This window comes from Acidocella sp. C78 (assembly GCF_907164655.1).
Genome location: NZ_CAJQZK010000012.1, coordinates 1 through 23,896 on the forward strand (window position 1 = coordinate 1; position 23,896 = coordinate 23,896).

Sequence of the window (23,896 nt, forward strand, 5' to 3'; positions counted from 1 at the left end):
CCGTCACCAGCCCCACCCGAAGCGGAATCCGGCCAACCCGCCCGGCGCGCCGCGGGGCAGGGGGCTGATCCACGCCATCCCCCCTTGCGCCCCGCGCCATCGCTGTGGATTGAAGATACCACGAAGTTACCGTAACTGCCCTGCGCATGACCGGAACGTCCCCCCTCGCGCCCCCCGACTGGCTCGACCGCCATCCTCTCGTCCCGCCGCTGATCCTCGCGCTGGCCCCGCTGCTCGGTCTGCTGCCCGCCTGGCTGTTCGGCGTCAGCCTGAACCCGATCTGGACAAGCTCCGGTGCGGCGACCGGCGTCCTCCCCGGCCTGATCCACGGCCAGTCGTTCGGCGATCCCAATATCGGCTGGACCACCCAGGCCCTCGGCCATCTCGCCGCGCAAGACTGGCTCCATTTGCGCCTGCCCTGGTGGAACCCCGATAACGGCATCGGCCTGCCGCTCGCCGGCGAAATCCAGCCCGCCGCCTTCTTCCTGCCCTTCGTCCTGCTCCTCGCCCTGCCCACAGGCGTCGTCTGGCTGCAAACCCTCATGCAGGCCATGCTCGGCCTCGCGACCTACGCCCTGTTCCGCCGGCTGTCCCTCGGCCGCCTCGCCGCCCTCGCCGGCGCGCTGCTCTTCGCCTTCAACTCCGTCTTCGCCTACCCGCCGCATATCGGCGAACTCTGCGCGATGCCCTTCCTGCCCATCACGTTGCACGGCATCGAGGATGCGCGAGACCCGGCGCACCCCCACCGCGCCGTCATCCTGGTCGCGCTCGGCATCGCCTTCTCGATCTTCGCCGGCTTCCCCGAAGCCGCGTATCTCAACGGGCTCTTCGCCCTCGCCTGGGCCGCCTTCCGCCTCGTCCGCGCCCCGCACCGGGCAGCCTTCGCCCTCCGCGTCGCCGCCGGTGGCCTCTGCGGCCTCGCCATCGCCGCGCCCCAGCTCGTCGCCTTCGCCGATGCACTGCTCGCCAGCGGCCAGCTCGGCGGCCATAATTTCGGCCAGCAATCGATCCCCGCGCGGGGCATCGCCGGCCTCCTCGTGCCCTATGTCTTCGGCCCCCTGAATGACTGGATCGGCAGCGACCCGCTGTTCGGCCTCGCCGACGCGACCGGCCGCTCCATCGGCCTGCTGCCCATCCTCGCCGCCCTGTCCGGGCTGATCGCGGCGCGCGATCGCGGCCTCGCCCTGTTCCTCGGCGTCTGGACGCTGGGCTGCCTCGCCCGCCTGTTCGGCATCCACCCCATCATCGCCGCCAGCAACCTCATCCCCGGCCTCGGCAAGGTCTATTTCTGGCGCTACGCCACCCCCATCTGGCTGCTGCCCATCGCCACCCTCGCCGCCTGCGGGATCGACGCCGCCCGCTCCGCCCCGCTGCCCCGGGCCCTGCCGCTGCTGGCCGCCCTCGTCCTGCTGCTCGCGGCCGGCGTGCTCGCCGCGCCGTCGCTGCTGCCCTGGCGCCTCGCCGCCGCTGCCGCCATCATCCAGCATGCCTGGTATCGCGCCGCCCTCGCCGCCGCCGCCGCCAGTCTCCTGCTGGCCGCCCTCGCGCTCTACGCCCTGCGCGGCGAGGCCCGGCGCCTCGCCTTCGTCGCGCTGCTCGCCACCAACGCCATCGCCCTGTTCCTCGTCCCCCGGCTCGGCAATCACCGCGCCGGCACGCTCGATACGGCGGCGCTCGCCTATCTCCGCACCCACCTCACCCCGGCCCGCGCCTACACGCTCAGCCCGATCCTCGCCAATTATTCCGCCTATTTCGGCTATCCCGACATCAACTACGAATATTTCCCGGCCGACCTCTCCTTCGCCCGCTACATCCATGACCATCTCGCCCCCGAATTCGGCGGGCGTCTGCCTCCCGCATTGTTCCAGCCGCTTTTCGCCCCGCTCACCCCCACCTACGCCCGCGATGAATTCCTGCGCCGCGAGCCGGCCTATGCCGCCCTTGCCATCCGCTACCTGATCGCCCCCCCGTCCTTCATCCCCGCGTCCACCGTCGCCTTCCCGCCGATCAGCGCCAATGCCTTGGGCATTCCCCTCGCGCCGGGCCATGCGATGACCTTCCGCGGCACCGCCTCCGCCGCCCTTGCCAGGCTCCCCGCCTTCACCCGGATCGGCATTCTCCACGGCACCTATGGCAACGCCGCCAACGGCACCGGAACCATCACGATCTGCCCCGGCGCGCCCGGCGCCGCCTGCGCCTCCGGCCACGCGCCGATGCAGGGCTCGCCGGATAACGGCCCCTTCACCGTGAAGCTCGACCACCCCGTCCATCTGCGGCAGGGCGAGGCCTACACCATCACCTTCGCCCATCGCGGCGGCACCAGCCCGGATGCCGTCTGGGCCTACATCACCCACAACCCCGCCGCCGTCGCGATCACCGGGCCCGACGGCAAGCCGGTCCCCCTCCACACCCCGCGCCTCGTGTTCAGTGCTCCCCGGTCGCCCTACCTGGTCCGCGCCTGGTCGGACCATCTGCTCAGCATCTGGCGCCTGACCAACGCCGCGCCGTTCTACACGACCGACCCGGCCTGTTCCCTGTCATCGCCCGGCACCGATCATGTCATCGCCACCTGTGCGGCGCCCGCGCGCCTGACCCGCCGCGAGCTTTACGCCGCCGGCTGGCGCGCCACCGACAACGCGGCGCCAATCCCGCTCACCCGCACGGGCGAGGTGTTCCAGTCCGTCCCCCTGCACCAGGGGATCAACCGTCTGCGCTTCACCTTCGCGCCGCGCTACAGCCGCCTCGCCTGGGTCGCCGCGTCTCTCGGCCTTCTCGCCCTGCTCGTCGCGGCGGCGCGCGGTCTCGGCCGGACTCGCTGACAAATCGTCAATTTTTATTGCCCGCAAAAAAATCCCGTCCAAACGGCAATGAAAATGAAATCAGACACCATGATATCCGCGCCGTCCCGGATGCCGACCCGCGAAAAACGCCGGTCTTCCGCCGTGGTTCCGTTAATCAAGTGTGCACAATTCTCAAATAGACACGAAGAGGATTGCAGACAGGGACCGTCCCGCGCCATGGTTTTTCGTTTAAGTCATTTTATAGACAAATATCGAAACATGAAATCTCTTGGCGAATCCTTCGGTCTCGCCAGTTTCACGCCGGACGGCACGATCCTCGATGCCAACGAGCGCTTCCTTCGCCTCACCGGCTACAACCTCGCCGAGCTTGCCGGCCGCCATCACCGCCTGCTCGTCGCCCCTGCCGAGCGCGACAGCGCGGCCTATGCCGCCTTCTGGCGCGGCCTTGCCGCCGGCGCCGCCAGTTCCGGCGTGTTCCGCCGCCTCGGCAAGGCCGGCAACGAGCTGTGGCTGCGCGCCGTCTATACCCCGGTGCGCGACCGAAGCGGCCGCGTGGTGCGGATCGCCGCCGCCGCGCTCGACATCACCGCCGAAACCACCGCCGCCGCCACCAATGAGGGCCTGATCAACGCGATCGGCCGCTCGCAGGCCGTCATCACCTTCACGCTCGACGGCACCATTCTCGATGCCAACGGCAACTTCCTGGCCACGATGGGCTATGCGCGCGACGAGGTCGTCGGCCGCCGGCATGCCATGTTCGCCACCCGGTCCTATGCCGCGAGCCCGGCCTACGCCGCCTTCTGGGAGCGGCTGCGCAAGGGCGAGTTCTTCTCCGCCGAGTTCGAGCGCATCGGCAAGGGCGGCCGGTCCGTCTGGCTCCAGGCCACCTACAATCCGGTCTACAATACCGAGGGCAAGGTGATCCAGGTCGTCAAGTTCGCGGTCGATCTCACCGCCCGCATGCGCGAGGTCGGGCTGGTCGGCGATGCGCTGGCGCGCCTGTCCAACGGCGATCTCTCCGTCGCGATCGGCCATGAACTGATCCCCTCGCTCGACCGGCTGCGCGTCGATTTCAACACGGCCGCGAGCCGCCTGTCGGAAAGCATCGCCGGCGTGCGCCGCAGCACCGACGAGATCAATCTCGGCGTCACCGAAATCGCCACCGCCGCCGGCGATCTCTCCGGCCGCACCGAGCGTCAGGCCACCTCCCTCGAACAGGTCAGCACCCTGCTCGGCAGCGTGACCACCGGCCTTGGCAAAACCGCCGCCAATGCCGCCCGCGCCGCCAAGGCGGTCGATGCCACCAGCGCTGCCGCGCGCAAATCCCACGCCGTCGTCGGCGAGGCGGTGGCGGCAATGAACCGGATCGAGGCGTCATCCCGCGAGATCGACCAGATCATCGGCCTGATCGACGAGGTGGCGTTCCAGACCAACCTGCTGGCGCTGAACGCCGGGGTCGAGGCCGCCCGTGCGGGCGAGGCCGGGCGCGGCTTCGCCGTCGTCGCCACCGAGGTCCGCGCCCTTGCCCACCGTTCGGCCGAGGCCGCGAAATCGATCAAGCAGCTCATCGCCCGCTCCTCCGAACAGGTGGATGCCGGCGTGCGTCTCGTTGGTGAAACCGGCACGGCGCTCGATACCATCCTGAGCCATGTCACCGACCTGCACGGCCTGGTCGGCGAAATGGCCACCGCCGCCGCCGAGCAGGCCGGCAGCCTCGCCGAGCTGAATGCCGCTGCCGGCGAGGTCAGCGTTGCCGTGCAGCAGAACGCCGCGATGGTCGAGCAAACCTCCGCCGCCACCCATTCCCTGCGCGAGGAAATCGGCCGCCTGGCCGACCGCGTCGCCGGCTTCCGAACCCTCGCCGCTCCCGCCGCCACCGCGCCCGCCCGCCCGCCCGCCGCATCGCCGCCACTGCCCGCGCTGGTCTGAGCGACGCAGGGCAGGGCAGGGCAGGGCGGCGCAACCCGCTCTTGCCCACCCCGGCGGCCGGACATGAAAACGGCGGCGCGATCGCCGCGCCGCCGTCCTCGACATCCCACTCCCGCCGCGCATCGCCGCGCGGCGGATCGCAGCGAAGGGTCAGACCCCCGCCGCCGCCGCGACTTCCGCCGCAAAGTCCGTGGCTTCCTTCTCGATCCCCTCGCCCAGGGTGAACCGAACGAAACGGGTCAGCGTCGCCCCCGCGCCCTGGACGATCTTCTGCACCTTGCTTTCGCCGTCGTGCACCCAGGTCTGCTCCAGCAGCACCACATCCTCGTAGAACTTCTTCACCCGGCCCTCGACCATCTTCTCGATGATCGCTTCCGGCTTGCCGGAGGCGCGTGCCTGCTCGGCCAGCACCGCCTTCTCGCGTTCCAGCGCCGCCGGATCGACCTCGGCGATGCTCAGCGCGTCCGGCCGCGTCGCCGCGACATGCATGCCGATCTGCCGGCCCAGCGTCGCCAGCGCCTCGCTGGCATTGCCCTCGAGCGCCACCAGAACGCCAATCTTGCCGAGCCCCGGCTTCAACGCGCCATGCACGTAGGAGGCCGCGACGCCGTCCTTCACCTCGACAACCGCAACCCGGCGGATCGACATGTTCTCGCCGACGGTCGCGACCAGGCTGACCAGCTCGTCGGCAACGCTGTGCGACGTGCCCGGATAGGTGGCCGCCTTCAGCGCCTCGGCATCCTCGCCCACGGTGAGTGCCAGCTTCGCCGCGGTCTCGACGAAATTCTGGAACGCTTCGTTGCGGGCCACGAAGTCGGTCTCGGCATTCACCTCGACCATCGCCGCCTTGTTGCCCTCATGCGCAACGCCGACCAGGCCTTCCGCCGCCGTCCGGCCAGACTTCTTGGCCGCCGCGGCAAGACCCTTCTTGCGCAGCCAGTCGATCGCGGCCTCCATGTCGCCGCCGCTCTCGGTCAGCGCCTTCTTGCAGTCCATCATGCCCGCGCCGGTCTTTTCACGCAGATCCTTGACCATCGCGCCGGTGATTTCGGCCATGGGAGTTCTCCTCAGAAAATGAACAGGGCCGGGCCCGCCGCGCGGCGGGCCCGGAATTCGTCCCGCCTGCGGCTCAGGCCTGCGCCTCGGCGTCCTCGTCCGCCACCGCCTCGGCCGGCAGCTCCTCCAGCGCGCCGATATCGGCGCCGGAAGCGGCCATCTCGGCGCTGATCCCGTCGAGCACCGCGTTGGCGACCAGGTCGCAATACAGCGTGATGGCGCGGATCGCGTCGTCATTGCCCGGGATCGGATAGGTGACGCCCTCGGGGTTCGAGTTCGAGTCGAGCACCGCGACGACCGGAATGCCGAGCTTGTTGGCTTCCTCGACCGCGAGCTTCTCCTTGTTGGTGTCGATGATGAACAGGATGTCCGGCAGGCCGCCCATTTCCTTGATGCCGCCCAGCGCGCGGTCGAGCTTCTCGCGCTCGCGCATCAGGTTCAGCATTTCCTTCTTGGTCAGGCCCTGGCCCTCGCCGGCGAGCGTCTCTTCCATCTGCCGCAGCTTGCGGATCGAGTTGGTGATGGTCTTCCAGTTGGTCAGCATGCCGCCGAGCCAGCGGTGGTTCACATAATACTGCCCGCAGCGCTTCGCCGCATCGGCCACATGCTCGGCCGCGGCCCGCTTGGTGCCGACGAACAACACCCGCCCGCCGCCGGCGGTCACGTTGCGGATCTCGCGCAGCGCGCGCTCGAGCATCGGCACCGTCTGCTGCAGGTCGATGATGTGAACCTGGTTGCGCACGCCGAACAGGAACGGCGACATGCGCGGGTTCCAGCGGCGGGTATTGTGGCCGAAATGCACGCCGGCTTCGAGGAGCTGACGCAGGGAAACGTCTGGCATCGCCATGATCTGGTATCCTTGTCTGGGGCGACCGCGCGGGCCGCCATCCGGTTGAACCTCCACGAAGCCGAGCCTTGCGGCACCGGAACCAGCGCGCTGGATAAGGCGCTTCGTGTGCGAATTATCGGCATCCTCGCTCGAAAGCGTGCCGACCCGCGCCGTATGGCCCAGATCTTCCTTCCGCGCAAGACATGCTAAACCACCCCGCATGACCCCGCTCGCCCTTTATATCCACTGGCCTTTCTGCAAGGCAAAATGCCCCTATTGCGACTTCAACTCCCATGTCCGCGAGCGCATCCCGGAGCCGCGGATCGTCGCCGCACTCCTCGCCGAGCTTGACTACGAGGCCGCCCGCCTCGGCCCGCGCCGCCTGACCTCGATCTTCTTCGGCGGCGGCACGCCGAGCCTGATGGCGCCCGAAAGCGTCGCCGCACTGATCGGGCGGGCCTGCCGCCTGTTCGCCCCCGCCCCCGATCTCGAAATCACGCTCGAGGCCAACCCCACCAGCATCGAGGCCGGGCGGTTCCGCGCCTATCGCGCGGCCGGGGTGAACCGCGTCTCGATCGGCGTGCAGAGCCTGAACGACGACGCGCTGCGCTTTCTCGGCCGCGAGCATGGCGCCGCCGAGGCGCTGGCCGCGGTCGAACTCGGCCGCGCCATCTTCCCGCGCCTGTCCTTCGACCTGATCTATGCCCGGCCCGGCCAGACGCTCGCCGCCTGGCGCGCCGAACTCGGCGCCGCCCTCGCCGTCGGGCTCGATCATCTCTCGCTCTACCAGCTCACCATCGAGCCCGGCACCCGCTTCGCCACCGCCCATGCCCGCGGCGATTTCGCGCTCCCCGAGGATGACGACGCCGCCGCGCTCTACGACGCCACCGCCGAGGAAGCGGCCCGCTTCGGCCTCGCCCCCTACGAGATCTCCAACTACGCGAAGCCCGGCGAGGAATCGCGCCACAACCTCGCCTACTGGCGCTACCGCGACTATGCCGGCATCGGTGCCGGCGCGCATGGGCGGATCAGCCTGGGCACGACACTGCTGGCAACCCGGCGGCACCGCGCGCCGGAGGAATGGGCCGCGCGGGTCGAGGCGGCAGGTCATGGCAGCACCGAGGAGATCGCGATCGGCGCCGATGACCGGGCCCGCGAGGCGCTGCTGATGGGGTTGCGTCTCGCCGAGGGAATCGACCGCGACGCCTACGCGGCGCGAACCGGCCGCGATCTCGTCAGCCTGCTCGACCCCGACATGACGGCGCGGGCGATCGAGGCCGGCTATCTCGACATCACGGCAGCGCGCGTCGCGGCGACCTATGAGGGCCGCAAGCGGCTCGATTCCCTGCTCGCAGCCCTGCTGAGCTGACCGCGCCGCCCCCACGGAGGACCCGAATTTCCGGAAACGCATCGATCGGCGGCGCGTGCCCCCCGCATGCGCCACGGCCGGCTTCGCCAGGCTCTGCGACGCCAATACCCCGATCACCACGGCCCGGTATCCGGGCGACGCTGGCCCATCGGCGTGCGGCATTTCGACATCGCGCACGCCGCGGTGCTATTGACGCCAAGGTCCATGCGCGAGGGGCGCGCCCGTTCCGGATCGGCGTCCGGCCGGGCGCCCCGCGGCGTCGGGTGTGGTTGGCAGCGCCCGCCACGCTCGTATGTGAGACAACGGGATAGGGTATCGCTCACGTGTCAAGAAAAATGTCTGATATCGCCCGCCTAGCCGGCGTCTCCGAGGCGACCGTTTCCCGGGCGTTGCGGGGCAGCACGCTCATCAGCCAGGCGACACGGGAGAGAATTCGGGAAATCGCCGAAGCTGTCGGCTATACGGTCGACCACACGGCCCGCAACCTGCGGCTGCAAAGAACCGGCACCATTACCGTCGCCGTTCCGCTGCATCATGAAGTCGATCAGGGAATATCCGATCCGTTTTTCCTCGAGATGCTGGGATTCCTGGCCGACGAACTGGCCGATCGCGGCTATGACCTCCTGCTGCGCAAGATCGGCGCCGGCGAACCGAACGGCCTCGCCAATCTGGTGATCGAGCGGCGGAGCGATGGCATCCTGCTCATCGGGCAGAGCACTCAGCACGCGCAGATCAAGGCGCTGGGCCAGCGTTACAAGCCGCTGGTGGTCTGGGGCGCCGATATGGGCGATGACGCCTACATCACCGTCGGGTCCGACAACCGCGCCGGGGGGCGCATGGCGGTCGAGCACCTGCTCGAACGCGGCCATCGGCGGATCGCCTTTTTCGGCGACCGGGAATTGCCAGAGATCGCCGCGCGTTTCGAAGGCTACCATGAGGCCCTGGCCGGGGCCGGTGTGAGCTGGGACCCTGCCCTCGAGTGCCGCGTGACGTTCAGGAAAGCTGGCAGCCACGCGGCGATCGGCGAATTTCTGGCCAAGGGGACGCCCTTCGATGCGGTCTTCGCCGCCTCGGACCAGCTGGCGGGCGCCGCGATCAACATTTTCGATCGTCATGGCCTGAATGTCCCGCGCGACGCCGCGGTCGTGGGGTTCGATGACCTGATGCTGGCCGCTTCCTACACCCCCGCCTTGACCACCGTGCATCAGGATCTGGCGGCCGGGGCCCGCCTGATGGTGAACAAGCTGTTCAAGCGGATGGCGGGAGAGGACGTGCGCTCCAGCGTCGTGCCGGTGCGTCTGATCATACGCGCGTCCTGCGGCGCCAGTATCGCGCCCCGCCCGCGGCGGCGGCGGGGAAAACTGGCGAAAACCTGATTGCACTCAGGCCCGACTTGAACAGCGACCTGAAAATAGTCCAATGAAAACAGCCATGTATTGTGGGCGCGTGGTTTCTTAGCACCACACCCTGCGGCTTTCGGGAGGATTTGGATCAGGAAGCGGATGCGTCTCGCACGTTGGCTGGCAGGGCGACGCCGGCGGCCTTGAAGATCGGCCCGATCGAGTTGGTTGCTGGGGTGCGCAGGACGATCTGCTGCCCGCGCTTGCTGATGGTGACCTCCTGGAGGCGGTCGAGATCACGCAGGAGATCGGCCCATTCGACGCGCTTGCCGGCCCGGCGGAGTTTTTCGTCGAGCGCCTGGTGCAGGATCAGCGCGAGGAACGAGCAGAAGACGTGGCCGCGGATGGCGGCGTCGGAGGAATGGTAGATTGGCCGGGTGCGCATTGTCGCCTTCGCGACACGGAACAGCCGTTCGACATTCTGCAGGTCCCGGTAGCGGATCACCGCCTGCAGCGGTGAAATCCGGGCGTTGGAGCGCAGCACGAAGACGCCGTCGAAGCGGGCTTCCTCGGCGAGCTTGCCGGCGTCGATCTCGAACAGCTTGTGCTTGCGGCCGGGCTTTGCGTCACTGACCGGGCGCAGGAAGCGGCGATAGGCGGAGTTGCCGATCAGCGCCTTATCGCCGCGCGTCAGCTGACGATCGAGGGCGGCGACCACCTTGCGCCTGGTCTCGGCCTCTTCGATGGCCACCGCCTCGTTGCGGCAGACGATATAGCGCTTGCCCGCGACCTTGACCTCCTTGATGAAGAGCTGGGTCTCGTCGCCACCGGCGCGCTCGAGGCAGAGCGGGGTGTAGGGGCGCTCATCGGCCAGCACCACCTCGCCGCGGACGATGCGGTCGGTGCGTTCCCTTGCGCCGAGCACGTATTCCAGCCCGCGCTCCTCCAGCGCGGCGATCGTCGCGGCACTGATCATGCCGCGATCGGCGACGACGCAGACCCGGCCGATGCCGAAGCGCGACCGCAGGCGGTCGATCACCGGCACCAGCACCGAGACATCGGCGGTGTTTCCTGGCCACATCTCGGTGCAGATTGGCCTTCCGTCCTGATCGATCACCACGCCGAGGATCATCTGCGCGAGCTGTGGGCGGTAATCCTTGGAGTGGCCCCGCGCGCCCAGCGTCTCGCCGCCGGCACCTTCGAAATACAGCGAGGTGGTGTCCATGAACACGACCGAGAGGTCGGTGAACAGATCATGCCGTCGGGCGAAGAGACGCTCTTCCACCAGATCCTTCACCGTCCGTGGCGCAAAGGGCGTGGCATCCCCCTGTTCCTCGTCCGGCAGCTCTTCGCCGAGCCAGGCCATGGCGCGGTAGAGGTGATGCAGGCCGAGCTCCTCGGTGCCGGGAATGTCGTAATCCTCGAGCCATTTGTCGCAGGCGCGATCCGAGCCCGAGACCATGATCCGGTGGAGCACGGTGGCGAACACCGCGCGCTCGACCGGGAACTCGAACTGCCGCCCGGCCAGCAGCTCCTCGAACACAGCAGCGATCCCGCTCTCCTGCCACAGTCGGCCGAACAACAGCGGCGCGCCGATCCGCTTGCAGCTCAGCCCGTCCGGATTGCCTGCCGCCAGCTGGGCCAGGACCGAGGCACGGTCGGCATAGCGCGCGATCGAGGCGGCGAGGCGGTCGAGACCTCCATCGGCCAGGACGACTTCCTTCCGGCCCAGGTTCTTGATGATGCGCTGCTTGCTGCGCCCGTCCTCACGGACGCTCTCGACCAGATAAAGGTAGCTGTAGCCGTTGATTCGCTTCTCGCGCACGAACATGCCGAATTGGCAGCCGAAAACCAATCATAAATCAAGTTAAAAGAAGCAATTTACGCAATTATTTAGCACCACGTTTTTGCAAAATCCCGACGTGCCTACGAAAATCTCGAGTGAAATCAAAGATCTCAACTTACGATACCGTATCGTTCCGGGTTTGACTGTTTAAGTCGGGTATGGCGGCCCGATCAACGCCAACAACCGCTTCGAGATCGCCGGCTTCTATCATTACGGGCAGGGCGGATCGCGGAATGCGGTGGATGGCATTTCCCATGGCGGCCAGATCCATGGCAATTTCACGCATGACATCAAGGGCGGCTATATCCGGGTCAATTTCGGCTATCTTGACGATCAGGGGCCAACCGCCCTGCCGGTGCCGGTGACCACCATCAACGGATCGATCCGTGCGATCCCGGGCATCGACCCTCGGACATTCAGCTTCTACTCGCCGAATCTGGGTCAGGACGTCACGCTGAACTCCAACAACGGCTATTCCGCGACCAATTTCAACTCCGGCTTCCAGGCAAAGGATGCGTCGATCGGATTTCAACTGTCGAAGACATTTGAGAATGGCATAAACGTCAAGGACAATTTCCGTTATGCGGCGATCCGCGGCGGGTTCATGGGCATCTATCCGGCGAATAACGGCTCGGTCGTTACCGGCGCCACATGGGTCACCGGCCCCAATGTCGGGCAAACCTACACCGGCACGGCCTACTCCACGGTGGCGTTTGACACCCGCCTCAACAATCTGGGCAACATCGCCAACGACCTCAAAGTGTCGAGGAGCCTCGATGCGGGATCGCTCGGCACCTTCACGCCCACGGCCGGACTTTACGTCGCGAACCAGAACCTCGATCTGGTGTGGAACTTCAATTCCTATCTGATGGGGATCGATCAGGGGAATGCCGCGCTCCTCAACTCGACGACATCGATCGGCGGCATCGGCAGCGGCTTTGGCGGATGTTGCGATCGGACCTATCACGTCTCGTACGTGACGACCTCGCCCTATCTCGATCTCGGCTGGTCGTTCGGCAAGCTGACCAGTGATGCGAGCGTCCGTGAAGACATCCAGAACGCAAGCGGCTATTTCAATGGAGCCGTGCTCAGCAACGGTTCGTATCGGTATCTGGCCGCCAACCAGTACAACGTGAATTATTCGGTTCGGCACACCTCCTACTCGGTCGGGTCGAACTACGAGTTCAACCACAACCTCGCAGTCTTCGGCCGGATCAGCGATGGCGTTTCCTTCAACGCGGACCGCATCATCAATCCCGGCCAGAATGACCTCAACGGTTCGGCCCCGATCCCGATCAATGAAGTCAAGCAATATGAAGGCGGTGTTAAGGGGCGCTACAGAAACCTCAACGCCTTCGTCACGCTGTTCGATGCCTACACGTCGGAGTCGAATTACGACGTGACCACACAGGTCGCATCCGCCAACAAATACCACTCATACGGCGCGGAGATCGAACTGGGCTATGTCTATCGCGGCTTCCAGGTCCGGGCTGGCGCGACCTACACCCATGCGCGCATCACCTCGACCAACGAGACGGGGGCGCTCGGCATGACGCCACAGCGCCAGGCCGACTGGATCTTCCAGATTTCGCCATCCTACACGTATCGGAAACTCACGGTCGGCGGCAATGTCATCGGAACAACCTCGTCCTACGGCAATGATCAGAACACCATCGTCATGCCGGGCTATGCGCTGCTCAACCTGTTCGCGACCTATCACGTGACCCCCAAGCTCACAGCGATGCTCACCGCGAGCAACGTGACCAACGCGATTGCCTATTCGGAGCTGGACAATATCAGCGGCGCGACGGCTGCGGCAGCCCGCGCGTTCAATGGGCGAACGGTCCAGGCTTCGGTTCGCTACAATTTCTAACCTGAACTGTTGTTTCAAACTGGCCAGGTTCGCGAGCGGCCTGGCCTCTCTTTGTGACTGTCCCTTGTCCAAAGCCGGAATGGGCCGGCCGGTGCCGCGCGCCGCGGTTTTTATAAAATCAGGCCCCTGCGGGCGATCTCCCGGGAGAGATTGACTATGGAGTTTGGCGACAACGTTCCAATGAACCGAAACAAGGCGATTGGCATTGGCATCGTCATCGTGCTGCATGTCTTCCTCGTCTATGCCCTTGTCTCGGGCCTGGCCACGAGCGCGGTCGATCTGCTCAGGAAGCCTCTGGAAATCAAGATTGTGAAAGCCTCTGCTCCGCCGCCGCCGCCGGTAGCGCCGCCGCCCCCGCCCCCGCCCGTATTGAGCGCGCCGCCGCCACCCTACATCCCGCCGCCGATTGTCCAGATTCAACAACCGCCGCGGCAAAAGCCGGTGTTTGCCGTAACGTCTTCCACCAGGCCGACGGCTCCCACCGCGCTCAAGCCCGTCCCCGCCAAGCCCGCGCCCGCCAAGCCACATCCTGTCAGCATCGGCGTGGTCTGCCCCAATATCGTGCGCGTTGCTCAGGCACTTTCCAACGCATTCCAGAGACTATCCGACTCGGAGGGGATCAACAGTGCAAGCGTGGTCGTCGAGTTCTCGGTTGAGGCCAGCGGCGCGGTCGCGAATCCCCACGTCGTGTCCTCGACTTTCCCGGGCGTCAACCGGCTCGCCCTGCAAGGCGTCAGCATGCTGTCCTGTCACGGCCAGGGGAAGACTGTTCTGGTGCGAGCCCCCTTTGAATTCAGGGCGAATTGATCCCCGGCGTGTCCGGACCTTATTTTAACAGTCAAGTTTAGGTGACGACGATGTCAAACAAACAGAATCTTTTCCGACTTGCGGCGATGTTTCTCCTCTGCTCCGGGCTGTCCGTGGCACACGCCCAAAGCTCCGCGCCCAGCCCGTCTCCCGCGCCTGCCGCTGCCGCGCCTGCGGCAGCCAATACGCCCGCACCTGCGTCCTCTGCCGCCGCCGCGCCGGCGGCAGCCAGCACGCCCGCGCCTGCGTCCTCTGCCGCCACTGCCAATGGCGCCCAGGCCGCGCCGCCCGTAGCACCGCCGCCCGCCCGCCAGCCCCGAATCATCAGCATAGCAAATCCTTATGGGCTCGGTGCATTGTGGGCCCATGGTGATTTTGTCGCGCGCGGCACCTTGCTCATCCTGGTCGTGATGTCGATGAGCAGCTGGTACGTGCTGATCACCAAGGGGATCGCCCAATCGCGACTGTTTCGCGACGCGAAGGCGGTCGATGCGGGCTTCTGGAATGCCGGCTCCGTCCGCGTCGCGACCGCGACAATGAGGAAAGGCACGGCCTTTCACTACGTCGCCCAGACCGGCATCGAGTCGCTCGAGAAACATCCGGGCCTGCTTGGTAAAATCGATCTGCACAGCTTCGCGACCTCGTCGATCGAGGATGGCGTGGCCGGTGTGCAAAGCCGCCTGCAAGACGGGCTGGCGCTGCTGGGCACGGTCGGCTCGACAGCGCCGTTCGTCGGGCTTTTCGGCACGGTCTGGGGCATCTATCACGCGCTCACCGCTATCGGCATCGCCGGCCAGGCGAGCATCGACAAGGTGGCCGGCCCCGTGGGCGAGGCGCTGATCATGACCGCCATCGGTCTCGCGGTCGCGGTTCCGGCCGTGCTTGGGTACAATTTCCTCGTGCGCCGCAACAAGAGGTCGATGGATCTCGTGCGCAAATTCGCCAAAAAGATGCTCTTCGTGCTGCTGAGCAGCGATGCCGCCGAGCAGGTGGCGTAACAGCCATGGCAATGCAGCTTGGCGGTGATGGAGACGACGACCTCGTCTCCACCATCAACACCACCCCCCTCGTTGACGTGATGCTGGTGCTGCTGATCATCTTTCTCATCACCATTCCGGTGGTCACGCACACCATTCCCGTTCAGCTCCCGCATGAAAAAAATCAGCCGCTGCAAACCAGGCCGGAAAACATCAACATTTCGGTCGATCGCAAGGGCGGGATTTACTGGAACCAGCAACTGATCCCCGATGTGGCGACGCTGCGTCGGGACATGATCAAAATCGCGCGCGAAAATCCACAGCCGGCCATCGTGATCCGTGGCGATAGAAATGCGCAATACAAATCGGTCGGGCAGGTCTTGTTTATCTGCCAGCAGGTGGGAATCACGAAGGTGAATTTCGTGACCGACCCCACTGGCTCTAGGTTCTGTACCTATTGCCATGACTACGGAGCGTCTGATTCAAGTCTGTTTGGAGGACTTGGAACATGGCGGAACTTTTCTGGCTGAACGACACGCAATGGGCTGCGATCGAACCATTGCTGCCGAAGCTTGGCGGCAAGCCTCGGGTTGATGACCGCCGGGTGCTGAGCGGCATCCTGCATCGCTTTCGCGAGGGCTTGCGATGGCGAGCGCTTCCTGAGGCCTATGGGCCACGAACCACGGTGTTCAACCGGTTCAACCGCTGGAGCCAGCGTGGCCTCTGGCAGGAGATCTTTGCGGCCCTGGTCGCCTGCGCGTATCCGCCGCGCATCGCCATGGTGGACAGCACCTCGGTTCGGGCACATCGCGCGGCCGCGGGCGGTAAAGGGGGGCGCAAAGCCAGGCTATCGGCCGGTCGAGGGTGGACGGACGACCAAGATCCACGCCGTCGCGGATGAGCAGGGGCGCATCGCCGCACTCCTCCTGACGCCGGGACAGGCCTCCGACATCAGCGGCGCCAGGGCGCTTCTGCCCACAATACCGCCACCAGACCCGACTTAAACAGTCAAACCCGGAACGATACGGTATCGTAAGTTGAGATCTTTGATTTCACTCGAGATTTTCGTAGGCACGTCGGGATTTTGCAAAAACGTGGTGCTAAATAATTGCGTAAATTGCTTCTTTTAACTTGATTTATGATTGGTTTTCGGCTGCCAATTCGGCATGTTCGTGCGCGAGAAGCGAATCAACGGCTACAGCTACCTTTATCTGGTCGAGAGCGTCCGTGAGGACGGGCGCAGCAAGCAGCGCATCATCAAGAACCTGGGCCGGAAGGAAGTCGTCCTGGCCGATGGAGGTCTCGACCGCCTCGCCGCCTCGATCGCGCGCTATGCCGACCGTGCCTCGGTCCTGGCCCAGCTGGCGGCAGGCAATCCGGACGGGCTGAGCTGCAAGCGGATCGGCGCGCCGCTGTTGTTCGGCCGACTGTGGCAGGAGAGCGGGATCGCTGCTGTGTTCGAGGAGCTGCTGGCCGGGCGGCAGTTCGAGTTCCCGGTCGAGCGCGCGGTGTTCGCCACCGTGCTCCACCGGATCATGGTCTCGGGCTCGGATCGCGCCTGCGACAAATGGCTCGAGGATTACGACATTCCCGGCACCGAGGAGCTCGGCCTGCATCACCTCTACCGCGCCATGGCCTGGCTCGGCGAAGAGCTGCCGGACGAGGAACAGGGGGATGCCACGCCCTTTGCGCCACGGACGGTGAAGGATCTGGTGGAAGAGCGTCTCTTCGCCCGACGGCATGATCTGTTCACCGACCTCTCGGTCGTGTTCATGGACACCACCTCGCTGTATTTCGAAGGTGCCGGCGGCGAGACGCTGGGCGCGCGGGGCCACTCCAAGGATTACCGCCCACAGCTCGCGCAGATGATCCTCGGCGTGGTGATCGATCAGGACGGAAGGCCAATCTGCACCGAGATGTGGCCAGGAAACACCGCCGATGTCTCGGTGCTGGTGCCGGTGATCGACCGCCTGCGGTCGCGCTTCGGCATCGGCCGGGTCTGCGTCGTCGCCGATCGCGGCATGATCAGTGCCGCGACGATCGCCGCGCTGGAGGAGCGCGGGCTGGAATACGTGCTCGGCGCAAGGGAACGCACCGACCGCATCGTCCGCGAGGTGGTGCTGGCCGATGAGCGCCCCTACACCCCGCTCTGCCTCGAGCGCGCCGGTGGCGACGAGACCCAGCTCTTCATCAAGGAGGTCAAGGTCGCGGGCAAGCGCTATATCGTCTGCCGCAACGAGGCGGTGGCCATCGAAGAGGCCGAGACCAGGCGCAAGGTGGTCGCCGCCCTCGATCGTCAGCTGACGCGCGGCGATAAGGCGCTGATCGGCAACTCCGCCTATCGCCGCTTCCTGCGCCCGGTCAGTGACGCAAAGCCCGGCCGCAAGCACAAGCTGTTCGAGATCGACGCCGGCAAGCTCGCCGAGGAAGCCCGCTTCGACGGCGTCTTCGTGCTGCGCTCCAACGCCCGGATTTCACCGCTGCAGGCGGTGATCCGCTACCGGGACCTGCAGAATGTCGAACGGCTGTTCCGTGTCGCGAAGGCGACAATGCGCACCCGGCCAATCTACCATTCCTCCGACGCCGCCATCCGCGGCCACGTCTTCTGCTCGTTCCTCGCGCTGATCCTGCACCAGGCGCTCGACGAAAAACTCCGCCGGGCCGGCAAGCGCGTCGAATGGGCCGATCTCCTGCGTGATCTCGACCGCCTCCAGGAGGTCACCATCAGCAAGCGCGGGCAGCAGATCGTCCTGCGCACCCCAGCAACCAACTCGATCGGGCCGATCTTCAAGGCCGCCGGCGTCGCCCTGCCAGCCAACGTGCGAGACGCATCCGCTTCCTGATCCAAATCCTCCCGAAAGCCGCAGGGTGTGGTGCTAAGAAACCACGCGCCCACAATACATGGCTGTTTTCATTGGACTATTTTCAGGTCGCTGTTCAAGTCGGGCCAGAAGAGCTGATCGCCGACAAAGCCTACGACGCCGATGACCTGCGCGCCTTCCTCACCCGCCAAGGCACCAGGCCCGTGATCTCGCCCATGCCCAACCGCCGCGCCATTCCGCCCTTCGACCCCGTCGCCTACAGAAAGCGCAATCTCATCGAACGCGCCTTCTGCAGGCTCAAGGACTGGCGCGCCATCGCCACACGCTACGACAAAACCGCACGAAATTTCCTCGCAGGTATCTGCCTCGTCCTCGCCGTCACATCTTGGATCAGTTGAGTCCAGAACCTAACGCGGGGAGCTAGCCATGGCGATGAATCTCGGCTCGGGCGACGAGCCCGAAGAAATGGTGGACATCAACACCACGCCGTTGATCGATGTGATGCTGGTGTTGCTGATCATGCTGATCATCACGATTCCCATCCAGTTGCATTCCGTCAATCTGAACCTGCCCAACGGGGCCCCGCCGCCGCCCACCTCTCCGCCGCCGGTCGTTCAGGTGGACATCGATTTCGACGGAACGATCTACTGGAACGGTGTGTTAGTGCCGAACCTCACGGCGCTGGACGCAAAATTCAAGCAGATCGCCGCCGCTTCCGACCAGCCGGAGGTTCACGTCAACCCGAACAAGCTCGCGAGCTACGGTGATGTCATCGCCGTCATGGCGATCGCCGAGCGTGACGACGTGACCAAGATCGGTATCGTTGGAAACGAACAGTTTGCGCAATAGGAGAGGTGAATGAAGGCGCTTCGCAGGACTCTCGCGCTGGGCATCGCCATGCTGATGGCCGCGCCAGCATATGCGGCGCTTCGCCCGCAAATTGCCATCCCGCTGCGGGCCGCCGAGCAGGCCCTGAGCGCGCACCGCTACGCCGCGGCGCTCGGTGATGTGGCAAAAGCCGAGGCAGTGTCAGGGAAGACGGCAGAGGAAAGCTTCACGATCCTGCAGATACGCGCCGCGATCGATGCGGCCCGCGGCGACCATGCCGCCGCCGCCGCCGACTATGCGGGGCTCCTGGCCAGCGGCCAATTGTCAGGCCCAAGGCTCACGGTCGTCGCCGAGGCGGAGGCGAGTTCCTACTACGCGGCCGGCGACTACGCCCATGCCGCAGGTGTCATCAAGACGCATCTGTCCAGGGACCCGCGCTATCACCAATTATTGCTGCAATCCTATTTCAAGTTGAACGAGTGCGCGCCGCTCAGCCAGGCGGTCGGGCCGCATGGCTCACTCACCGATTTGCAGATGGTCGCCTATTGCTATGCCACGACCAGGGACAATGACGGGTATGTCCGCGCCCTGTCCCTGATGGTGCAGGCCTATCCCACGCAGGCGAACTGGACGCAGTTGCTCGGCGTCTTGCGGACCAGGCCGGTTTATGCCGACCGCCTGGCGCTCGATTTCTTCAGGCTGCAGCAGGCCGCAGGGGTTCCGGCAACCGAACCCGCCTATATGCTTGCAACCCAGGAGGCGTTGCAGGCGGGGCTGAACAACGAGGCGCTGGCCATCATCACCCACGGTTTCGCCAGTGGGGTGATGGGCGCCGGCGCCGATCTGGACCGTCAGAAGCGCCTCATGGCCCTGGTCAAGAAGCGTGTCGCCGACCAGGGCGCGGGGCAGGCCGCGGCAGTCGCGCAAGCCCGGAAGTCTCACGATGAACAGGCGTTGTTCTACATCGGATGGAACAGTGTCGAGGGCGGCGACAAAGCGGGCCTGCGTCTCATGGCAGAGGCGATCCGCTCAGGTCGGCTGTCTCAACCCGCCCAGGCCGAGCTTGAGATGGGGATCGCGTTCAAGGAAGCCGGTGAGCCAGCCAAAGCCCAGGCGATGTGGCGCGCGATCGACAGCCACGACGATGCCGGAACGCTGGCGAAACTATGGCTTGACGTTCAATAGTGTCCCGAATCTGAAATCCGGTGGATTTCAGGTTCGGGACACCAGAGCACTTTCCGATCCATTTTATCCGATCAGATGACTCCATCTGATCGGATGATGCTCTAGATAGGCCATCGCGGCGCCATACAGCCCCGGCTGCGGGTGGATGAGAAGCTTCACAGGCATATCCGCCATGATTGGTTCAAACCGCCCTTTCGCGGCAAAGCGCGCGGCGAACCCCGATTTCGGCAGATAATCGGCAAGGCGCGCGCCGACCCCGCCGGCGATGACGACCGCCGCCGCCCCGTGCGCCAGTGCGAGATCACCCGCGACAGCCCCGAGGCATCGGCAGAACCGCGCCAGCGCCTCGGAGGCCAGTCTGTCGGTGCCGCTCAGTGCCGTGGTCCAGAGACGCCGATCATCGGCAAACCGCACCGGACACCGTTCCATCTCGGCGAGGGATTGATAGATGTTCGACAGTCCCGGCCCCGACACAACGCGCTCGACGGAGACGCGGGGATATCGGCTGCGGAGCCTTGTCAGCAGAAAATCCTCGAACAGGTCGAGCGGCGCAAAATCGATATGCCCTCCCTCGCTGCCGATGATGAAGCTGTGGCCGTCTTTGCGAAGAATACACGACACGCCAAGCCCCGTCCCCGGACCGATAACGCTGATCACCCCGCTTTCCGGAAGGGGCCTCGGCGGGCCTGAGAGATGCGAAAATCCCTCTTGCGGCAGGTGTGCAACAGCATGGCCGATGGCTGAAAAATCGTTGAGAAGAATAACAGTCTCAAGGCCAAGCTCGTCGCGCAGATGCGCGCGGCGGATCAGCCAGGAGCTGTTAGTCAATTTCATGACATCCGCCGACACCGGCGAGGCGACGGCGATGCTCGCGTCCTTCGGCAGCGGCGTATCCTGACGGTTGGCAAATTCCTTCCAGCAGAGATCAAGCGATGCGAAATCGCTCGTCCGCAGCGTGACCGGCGATGAAACCGATGCAACCCCCCGTGCGCACAGTTGCGCGCGCGCGAAGCGCGCATGTGTGCCGCCGATATCGGCAACAACGATCTCGTGCGTTTCTTCCATGGCGTTTCTCATTTCCCCCAACAGAACAAACCCTAGTGCAATCGATTGCAAGCGTCGAGTGTTTATGTCATAGACTAACAGGAAGGAAGGGGCGCAGCGGGTGGAACGAGAGTGGTGACCGAAATCGCACAACACGAGAAGCCAAAGCCAATTCTGTCATTTTGGCGAATTTTATTGATGAATCTCGGCTTTTTCGGTCTGCAGTTCAGTTTTGGATTGCAGCAGGGAAATATGGGACCGATTTACAGTTATCTCGGCGCCAGCCAGGCGGTCCTGCCGCTGCTCAATCTCGCGGGGCCGGTAACGGGCTTGCTCGTGCAGCCTGTCATCGGCGCGCTCTCCGATCGGACGCGCACCAGATGGGGGCGCCGTGTGCCGTATTTCATTGCGGGTGCTCTGGCGTGCAGCCTGTGCCTGTTCGCGATGCCCTATAGCGGATCGATCGGCGTGGCCGCGGCGCTGCTCTGGATTTTGGTCGCTGCCAACAATGTCACGATGGAGCCGTATCGCGCCTACGTTTCCGACCGCCTGTCGGCGGGCCAGCGCGAATTGGGCTTTCTCACTCAAAGTTCCTTCACGGGTCTCGCGCAAACCCTGGCCTATGCGGCGCCGGCCGTCCTGGTGGCGCTTGGCGTCGGCCGAAACGCGGTGGCCGCGAATGGGATACCGGTTGTTACCCATGTCGTGTTCGTGATCGGGGCGGTGGTCTCGATTTCCACCATTCTCTGGTCGGTCCTCGCCGTCCCCGAATTGCCGGCTCCACCGGTCGAGCCGAAGCAGTCGACTCTCGGCGAAATCTTCAGCGCCATCCGGGAAATGCCCGCCCCGATGCGGCGCATGGGAATGATGAGTCTGTTCCAATGGTACGCGATGAGCTGCTACTGGGGCTACGTCATCTATTCGATATCCGAAACCGTATATCATACGAATATCGTTGCATCCGACGGATTTCGCAGTGCGGTTCTGACCAATGGCGACATTGGCGCATTCTACAATCTGATCGCGGCCGCTGCTGCCTATGCGATGGTGCCCGTCAGCCGCCGATTCGGCCCTGACAAGGTTCATGCGCTGTGTCTGGTCGCTGCGGGTCTGACGATGCTCGCCATCCCGCTGATCCATGATCGTGACTGGCTGTTCGTCGCCGTCATCGGCGTTGGCCTGGGCTGGGGAAGCATCATGGGAAACCCCTATGTCATGCTGACAGATTCGATCCCCTCCGCCCGAACGGGCGTCTACATGGGCATCTTCAACATGTTCATCGTCATTCCGATGATCCTGTTCAGTATCACCATGCCCCTGATCTACTCTGAAGTTTTCACTGATTCGAAAGCAAATTCCCTGTATTTATCGGTGAACTTCGAGATCTGATTTTGCCGCTTACTGGACACGCATGGGGTCGATCCCGATCAGGGCGAAGGCGGTGGTTTGCAGCGACGTGGGGTTTGCCAGAGCGGTGAAGGTGGCGTTCGGCGCCTTGGGTAGGGAGGCGGTGTTGAGGGTCTGTGTGGCGAGATGCGCCATCAGGTCGGTGAAGCTCGAAATCGGCAGGTTCTGGTCGTTGCGGCGTCGCCCGCGCTTGCGATCGGCGGCCGGGGATATCGATGCGGGGGCAACCGGCGATGAGCGTTCAGTTTCCGCGCCTGGCCGGTCGTGATCCTGGAACAGCAGGGGCTTGAGGGCGTCGCGCAGATGCCATTCGACGTAATAGGCCATCATGCAGAGGAAGACGTGGGCACGCACCCGCGGCGAGAGCCAGTGATGCACCGGGCGGATCGCGAGATCGACCGATTTGAGGGACCGGAACGCCCGTTCCACCCGTGAGAGATCCTTGTAGGCTGACACGGCTTCGGTCTCGCTCATGACGTCCGCGCTCACACTGGTGCGGATGACATAGATGCCGTCGAGGGCCGCCTCGCGCGCGATGCTGGCGGCGTTGCGCTGGAAATCGAAGCGGCTGGCGGTGATGGTGAGATCGAAATGCTTGGCCATCTTGCGCTGGTTGATCACCGCCCCCACCGCCAGCCCGATCGCGGCCTCGCCATGAAGAGGAGCGCGTTTGCGCCGTGTCGCATCCCGGATCCGCGCCAGTTCCGTCTCGGTGGCCACGAGCAGCGCCTCGCGCTTGCGCCGTCGTTCGGTCGCCAGGGCGGCGTTGCGACAGGCGATCAGCCGCTCGCCCGGATAATCGGGCGACGTGATCGCGGCGATATCGCGCTCGTCGAACAGCGACATCTGCAGCGGTCCCTCGGCAAGATCCTGGATCTGCCCCGCGCGCAGGCAGCTGATCCAGTCCAGCCCCGCCGGCTTGATCGTCTCGCGGATCCGCGCCGTGGTGATCATTCCGCGATCACCCACCAGGACGACGCGCTCGAGATGGAACCGGCGCTTGAGTTTCTCCACCTGGGCGGCGATCGTCGCCGGATCGGCGGTGTTGCCTTCGAACACTTCCACTGCGATCGGCCGCCCCTCGCGATCGCACAGCAGACCATAGACGATCTGCGGCCGATCGGGCCGGTGATCCCGGCTGTATCCGTGGTGTGCCAGTTCGCAATGCCGGCCTTCGAGGTAGGATGAACTGACGTCGTAGAGCACCAGCGTGCCGTCGCGCAGATGGCGCCTTGCAAACTCCCGTTCGATCCGCCCCTGCTGCGTGCCCAGCCAGTCCAGCGCCGCATAGATCTCGCGCTCTTCAATGACACCGAGATCAAGCATCTGCCCGAGGCTCGATGTTGCGGTCTCCGGGTTCAGGCCGCGCAGGGTCGAGAGCTTCGATCCCGGCGCGATCACCCGGCCGGCGATCAGCGCCAGGGCGAGACTGCGCTCGCGCGACGCCCTCCGGCCCAGCAGGCGGGGTATCCCGAGCTTGCGCATCATCCCGAGTGCCGCCGCCACATGACCATGCGGCAGCGAACGCCGGATCTCCAGCGCCTGATCGGCACCACCAACCACCGCGCCACCCGCGAGCAGCGCTCGTAGGCCATCGATCAACGCGGGCGGCATCTGGCTCAGATTGGCGATGGTACGCTTGTGAACCTTCCGCCCCTCGCGGAAACTCTCCCGCAACAGCACGGCCGGCGCCGATCGGCCATTCGGAACCACATCGATGAACATAACCCGAGCGAATCACAGATCGAGTCGCACCGCAAGCCCCATTTATGGACACAAAACG

The 23,896-nt window shown here is 65.1% G+C and carries 18 protein-coding genes and 1 pseudogene; 14 read left to right on the top strand and 5 right to left on the bottom strand.

All coding sequences use genetic code 11. The annotated features are described in order from the left end of the window. The first annotated feature begins 146 nt into the window (after positions 1-146). Positions 147-2,819: a hypothetical protein gene (locus ACIDOCELLA78_RS000000104820; protein ID WP_201728627.1), complete on the top strand. Its 2,673-nt coding sequence runs from the start codon at positions 147-149 to the stop codon at positions 2,817-2,819. Positions 2,820-3,059: 240 nt separating this feature from the next. Further along, positions 3,060-4,730 carry a methyl-accepting chemotaxis protein gene (locus ACIDOCELLA78_RS000000104825; protein ID WP_201728628.1) on the top strand — a complete coding sequence of 557 codons (1,671 nt, stop codon included), beginning with the start codon at positions 3,060-3,062 and terminating at the stop codon, positions 4,728-4,730. A 150-nt stretch (positions 4,731-4,880) separates the two neighbouring features. On the opposite strand, the gene tsf is transcribed toward ACIDOCELLA78_RS000000104825, so the two are convergent. Together tsf and rpsB are read right to left on the bottom strand one after the other, a co-directional pair. After that, entirely contained in the window at positions 4,881-5,786 is a 906-nt protein-coding gene (tsf, locus tag ACIDOCELLA78_RS000000104830; RefSeq protein ID WP_201728629.1) for a translation elongation factor Ts, read from the bottom strand. 73 nt (positions 5,787-5,859) lie between these two features. After that, positions 5,860-6,633, bottom strand: coding sequence for a 30S ribosomal protein S2 (gene rpsB, locus ACIDOCELLA78_RS000000104835; RefSeq protein WP_201728630.1), 774 nt, complete (start codon positions 6,631-6,633; stop codon positions 5,860-5,862). Between the two features lie 202 nt (positions 6,634-6,835). Here rpsB and hemW point away from each other — a divergent pair, with 202 nt between their 5' ends. Then, the gene (gene hemW, locus ACIDOCELLA78_RS000000104840; RefSeq protein WP_201728631.1) at positions 6,836-7,984 is read left to right on the top strand and encodes a radical SAM family heme chaperone HemW; all 1,149 of its coding nucleotides are present in this window, start codon (positions 6,836-6,838) and stop codon (positions 7,982-7,984) included. A 335-nt stretch (positions 7,985-8,319) separates the two neighbouring features. Then, positions 8,320-9,360, top strand: a complete 1,041-nt coding sequence (locus tag ACIDOCELLA78_RS000000104845; RefSeq protein WP_201728632.1) for a LacI family DNA-binding transcriptional regulator — start codon at positions 8,320-8,322, stop codon at positions 9,358-9,360. A 115-nt stretch (positions 9,361-9,475) separates the two neighbouring features. Here the strand turns inward: ACIDOCELLA78_RS000000104845 and ACIDOCELLA78_RS000000104850 are convergent, their stop codons facing one another. After that, entirely contained in the window at positions 9,476-11,155 is a 1,680-nt protein-coding gene (locus ACIDOCELLA78_RS000000104850) for an IS1634 family transposase (RefSeq protein ID WP_201728633.1), read from the bottom strand. Between the two features lie 253 nt (positions 11,156-11,408). Between ACIDOCELLA78_RS000000104850 and ACIDOCELLA78_RS000000104855 the strand changes: the two genes are divergently transcribed. The 9 genes and pseudogenes from ACIDOCELLA78_RS000000104855 (at position 11,409) to ACIDOCELLA78_RS000000104895 (ending at position 19,662) form a co-directional block, all read left to right on the top strand. After that, entirely contained in the window at positions 11,409-13,043 is a 1,635-nt protein-coding gene (locus ACIDOCELLA78_RS000000104855) for a TonB-dependent receptor domain-containing protein (protein ID WP_201728634.1), read from the top strand. A 180-nt stretch (positions 13,044-13,223) separates the two neighbouring features. Beyond that, positions 13,224-13,850 carry a hypothetical protein gene (locus tag ACIDOCELLA78_RS000000104860; protein WP_214006281.1) on the top strand — a complete coding sequence of 209 codons (627 nt, stop codon included), beginning with the start codon at positions 13,224-13,226 and terminating at the stop codon, positions 13,848-13,850. Between the two features lie 50 nt (positions 13,851-13,900). Continuing rightward, positions 13,901-14,848: a MotA/TolQ/ExbB proton channel family protein gene (locus ACIDOCELLA78_RS000000104865; RefSeq protein WP_283770831.1), complete on the top strand. Its 948-nt coding sequence runs from the start codon at positions 13,901-13,903 to the stop codon at positions 14,846-14,848. A 5-nt stretch (positions 14,849-14,853) separates the two neighbouring features. Beyond that, a pseudogene (locus tag ACIDOCELLA78_RS000000104870) lies at positions 14,854-15,258 on the top strand (ExbD/TolR family protein); the annotation flags it as partial. Between the two features lie 77 nt (positions 15,259-15,335). Next, entirely contained in the window at positions 15,336-15,728 is a 393-nt protein-coding gene (locus ACIDOCELLA78_RS000000104875) for an IS5 family transposase (protein WP_201728637.1), read from the top strand. Between the two features lie 265 nt (positions 15,729-15,993). Then, positions 15,994-17,670, top strand: a complete 1,677-nt coding sequence (locus tag ACIDOCELLA78_RS000000104880; RefSeq protein WP_201727475.1) for an IS1634 family transposase — start codon at positions 15,994-15,996, stop codon at positions 17,668-17,670. Positions 17,671-17,741: 71 nt separating this feature from the next. Continuing rightward, a complete protein-coding gene (locus ACIDOCELLA78_RS000000104885) occupies positions 17,742-18,047 on the top strand; it encodes a transposase (protein ID WP_201728638.1) in 306 nt (101 codons plus the stop codon). A 28-nt stretch (positions 18,048-18,075) separates the two neighbouring features. Further along, positions 18,076-18,498 (top strand): biopolymer transporter ExbD, encoded by a 423-nt coding sequence (locus ACIDOCELLA78_RS000000104890; RefSeq protein WP_201728639.1) that lies wholly within the window; start codon positions 18,076-18,078, stop codon positions 18,496-18,498. A gap of 9 nt (positions 18,499-18,507) precedes the next feature. Next, positions 18,508-19,662 carry a hypothetical protein gene (locus ACIDOCELLA78_RS000000104895; RefSeq protein ID WP_201728640.1) on the top strand — a complete coding sequence of 385 codons (1,155 nt, stop codon included), beginning with the start codon at positions 18,508-18,510 and terminating at the stop codon, positions 19,660-19,662. Between the two features lie 63 nt (positions 19,663-19,725). Here ACIDOCELLA78_RS000000104895 and glk read toward each other — a convergent pair whose 3' ends face one another. Then, a complete protein-coding gene (gene glk / locus ACIDOCELLA78_RS000000104900; protein WP_201728641.1) occupies positions 19,726-20,727 on the bottom strand; it encodes a glucokinase in 1,002 nt (333 codons plus the stop codon). A 114-nt stretch (positions 20,728-20,841) separates the two neighbouring features. Between glk and ACIDOCELLA78_RS000000104905 the strand changes: the two genes are divergently transcribed. Continuing rightward, on the top strand, positions 20,842-22,095 hold the full coding sequence (locus ACIDOCELLA78_RS000000104905; protein ID WP_201728642.1) for an MFS transporter: 1,254 nt from the start codon (positions 20,842-20,844) through the stop codon (positions 22,093-22,095). A gap of 9 nt (positions 22,096-22,104) precedes the next feature. Here ACIDOCELLA78_RS000000104905 and ACIDOCELLA78_RS000000104910 read toward each other — a convergent pair whose 3' ends face one another. Beyond that, positions 22,105-23,838 (bottom strand): IS1634 family transposase, encoded by a 1,734-nt coding sequence (locus ACIDOCELLA78_RS000000104910; RefSeq protein WP_201727483.1) that lies wholly within the window; start codon positions 23,836-23,838, stop codon positions 22,105-22,107. Between the last annotated feature and the right edge of the window lie 58 nt (positions 23,839-23,896).

Coding starts and splice junctions, on each gene's coding strand:
- ACIDOCELLA78_RS000000104850 (WP_201728633.1), bottom strand. CDS start 11,155: ATGTTCGTGCGCGAGAAGCGAATCAACGGCTACAGCTACCTTTATCTG.
- glk (WP_201728641.1), bottom strand. CDS start 20,727: ATGGAAGAAACGCACGAGATCGTTGTTGCCGATATCGGCGGCACACAT.
- ACIDOCELLA78_RS000000104825 (WP_201728628.1), top strand. CDS start 3,060: ATGAAATCTCTTGGCGAATCCTTCGGTCTCGCCAGTTTCACGCCGGAC.
- ACIDOCELLA78_RS000000104875 (WP_201728637.1), top strand. CDS start 15,336: ATGGCGGAACTTTTCTGGCTGAACGACACGCAATGGGCTGCGATCGAA.
- ACIDOCELLA78_RS000000104895 (WP_201728640.1), top strand. CDS start 18,508: ATGAAGGCGCTTCGCAGGACTCTCGCGCTGGGCATCGCCATGCTGATG.
- ACIDOCELLA78_RS000000104860 (WP_214006281.1), top strand. CDS start 13,224: ATGAACCGAAACAAGGCGATTGGCATTGGCATCGTCATCGTGCTGCAT.
- ACIDOCELLA78_RS000000104890 (WP_201728639.1), top strand. CDS start 18,076: ATGGCGATGAATCTCGGCTCGGGCGACGAGCCCGAAGAAATGGTGGAC.
- ACIDOCELLA78_RS000000104910 (WP_201727483.1), bottom strand. CDS start 23,838: ATGTTCATCGATGTGGTTCCGAATGGCCGATCGGCGCCGGCCGTGCTG.
- ACIDOCELLA78_RS000000104845 (WP_201728632.1), top strand. CDS start 8,320: ATGTCTGATATCGCCCGCCTAGCCGGCGTCTCCGAGGCGACCGTTTCC.
- hemW (WP_201728631.1), top strand. CDS start 6,836: ATGACCCCGCTCGCCCTTTATATCCACTGGCCTTTCTGCAAGGCAAAA.
- ACIDOCELLA78_RS000000104820 (WP_201728627.1), top strand. CDS start 147: ATGACCGGAACGTCCCCCCTCGCGCCCCCCGACTGGCTCGACCGCCAT.
- tsf (WP_201728629.1), bottom strand. CDS start 5,786: ATGGCCGAAATCACCGGCGCGATGGTCAAGGATCTGCGTGAAAAGACC.
- rpsB (WP_201728630.1), bottom strand. CDS start 6,633: ATGGCGATGCCAGACGTTTCCCTGCGTCAGCTCCTCGAAGCCGGCGTG.
- ACIDOCELLA78_RS000000104880 (WP_201727475.1), top strand. CDS start 15,994: ATGTTCGTGCGCGAGAAGCGAATCAACGGCTACAGCTACCTTTATCTG.
- ACIDOCELLA78_RS000000104865 (WP_283770831.1), top strand. CDS start 13,901: ATGTCAAACAAACAGAATCTTTTCCGACTTGCGGCGATGTTTCTCCTC.